Annotated in this window: 3 protein-coding genes and 1 pseudogene; all 4 read right to left on the bottom strand. The window is 65.4% G+C overall.

Going from position 1 to position 2,269, the window contains the following annotated elements:
* A partial coding sequence (locus HX846_RS16365; protein ID WP_178965726.1) for a PIG-L family deacetylase occupies positions 1 to 366 on the bottom strand: 366 nt, incomplete at its 3' end.
* A gap of 187 nt (positions 367 to 553) precedes the next feature.
* Positions 554 to 1,140, bottom strand: a pseudogene (locus HX846_RS16360) (glycosyltransferase family 2 protein).
* Entirely contained in the window at positions 1,137 to 1,736 is a 600-nt protein-coding gene (locus tag HX846_RS16355) for an SAM-dependent methyltransferase (RefSeq protein ID WP_178965725.1), read from the bottom strand. The pseudogene HX846_RS16360 and the gene HX846_RS16355 overlap by 4 nt, the downstream one beginning before the upstream one ends.
* Positions 1,733 to 2,269 (bottom strand): PIG-L deacetylase family protein (locus HX846_RS16350; protein WP_178965724.1); only part of this gene is annotated, 537 nt, incomplete at its 5' end. The genes HX846_RS16350 and HX846_RS16355, both read right to left, overlap by 4 nt.

Genomic DNA, 2,269 nt, shown 5'->3' with positions numbered 1-2,269 from the left:
GGCGAAACCGCCGCGGATCCATTTCAGGCTGTGCAGGGGCACGCCCAGGCGGCGCAGGGCTTCGACACTTTCCTGGGGCCGCACCACGCTCAAGCGTTTGGCCGGCCACACGGTAGACCCCGGATGGCTGGCGCTGCCGTCGGTGATGGAGATCAGTTGCAGGGAGTATTCAAGGGTGCTGAGCAATTGCAGCAGACCGCCGCAGGCGATCACTTCATCGCCGGGATGCGGGGCGATGATCACCACGCGGGCGCCCTTGGGCACCAGGGTTGCGGGGTTGATGGCAGGGATTTGCGCGAGTTGCGGGGCGCTGTTCCAGATTTGCGCGGGGCCCCGGCGGTTGTCACTTAACAGTGCAGGCTTCATGGGTGTCACGTCCTTGTTTATCGGTGGTGCAGGCCGTACCCCGTTGACGGGACGGCTCTTGTGGTACGCGAGCGTCAGGTACTGCACGCTCGCGGCGCGACGGCGTTCCAACCCTGGATTGCCGTGCAAGGAACAGTGATGATAGTTATGAATTGCCGCTTTAACACCGCCGGGTGTCGCAATTTTTTCAGGAGGCCTGCATCAGGCTCTTCAGGTAATCACCGAAGCCGCCCTGGGCGCGACAATCCAGGCGGGCACTGGTAATCACCTGGGGCGAGTGGCTCCAGGCAATGGAAGCCCCGCAGCGCTCCAACTGGCGCACCAGCTCCACGTCTTCATGGCAGGGCAGGGGCTCGAAACCGCCGGCCCGCACGTNNAGCGGATCTGCGCCGCCGGGTCGAAGCCCTCGCTCCAGGCGTCCACCGTCACCGTGCCGCACACCGCATCCACGCCCAGGGCCAGTTGCGCCACCAGCCAATCGGGAGCGACGCGGCTGTCGGCGTCGGTGCAGGAAATCCAGCGCGCGCCGTTGTTAAGCAGGTGCCGCGCACCCACGCCGCGCACGTGGCCCACGTTTCGCGCCTGCACTTCCAGGCTGTGCACCTGGTATTCGCGGGCGATCATGGCGCTGCGGTCGCTGCAGCTGTCGAGCACTGTCAGAATCTGCACCTCTTCACCCAGCAGGCCCGGATGACTGGCGGCGACCATCGCAGCTTTCAGGCATTCGGGCAGCAGTTTTTCTTCGTTATGCACGGGTATCAGGATGCCGATCATCGCAGTCCCTCCAGGGTCGCAACCGTGGTGCCGTCGCGGCTCCACAAATCCAGTAGAAAATCGCTTTCGTGATGCTGCGCCAGATGTGGCATGCCCAGGCGCTGGCCGAGGCGCGCATGCACCTGTTCGGCGGTCTGCGGGCAGCCTTCGATGACCGGGCGCCAGTGGCAGGCGAGGATTTGTCCGTCAGGCGTCAGGGAGGCGAGCGCGCGATCGATCAGCCCATCGAAATCCTTCGGGTCCAGGTAGTAGCAAAGCTCGCTGAGCACGATCAGCTCGAAGGTTTCGTTGGGCCATTGCTGCGGCAGGCGGCTCTGCTGCACGGTGGCATGGCTGAAACCCCGCAGCCGCGCCTGTGCCAGGCTGACCGCCGCTTGCGCCGTGTCACAGCAGAGCAGGCGGTCACAGCGCGGGGCCAGCTCGAAGCTCAGTTCGCCATTGGCGCAGCCGGGTTCAAAGATCGAGGCATAGCGCGGCCGGGTCAGCAGCGCCAGGGTCAGGGCTCGCTTGCGCTGTTCATACCAGCGTTGCCGAAAGGCCCAAGGGTCGTCGTTGCCGGCAAACAGCTCGTCGAAATAGGGCGTGGCGACACTCATACGAACACCACTTCAAAAGGTTGCAGCAGGCGCTCCAGCACATAGGGCGCGAGCACCGGCGGCAGGCCGATCTGCGGGTCGCCTTCCAACTGGCTGGCGAAGGCATGGATGGCGTGCCGTTTACGGGCCACGGCTTCAGGTGTCAGGAGGATTTTGCGAGCACGATCCCAGGGCACCTGGCTGTCTTCCGGGGTTGCCCAATGCCAGGTCCACACGGGCAGCTCGAGCAAGGTGGCGCCCACCGCCCGGGTCGCCTTGGCACTGGCACGGCCCACGGCCTCGTGGTCGCAATGGCCGTCTTCGCGCCAGGTGGTGAAGACCACGTCGCCGGGCTTGAGGTAACGCTCGATAAAGCGGCTCAGGTCTTCTTCACCTGCGGCGACCTGGCTGTCGCTGAACCCGGCCCGCAACCATTTCAGACTGTGCAACGGCAATCCCAGCCGGTGCAGGGCCTGCGCCGACTCTTGCGGCCGCACCACGCTCAGGCGTTCCACCGGCCAGCGGCGCGAGCCGGGATGACTGGCGCTGCCGTC

This window comes from Pseudomonas sp. K5002 (genome assembly GCF_013386655.1).
Classification (GTDB): domain Bacteria; phylum Pseudomonadota; class Gammaproteobacteria; order Pseudomonadales; family Pseudomonadaceae; genus Aquipseudomonas.
Note: the sequence above shows the minus strand (reverse complement) of the source record. Positions and strands in the feature narration are given on the sequence as shown.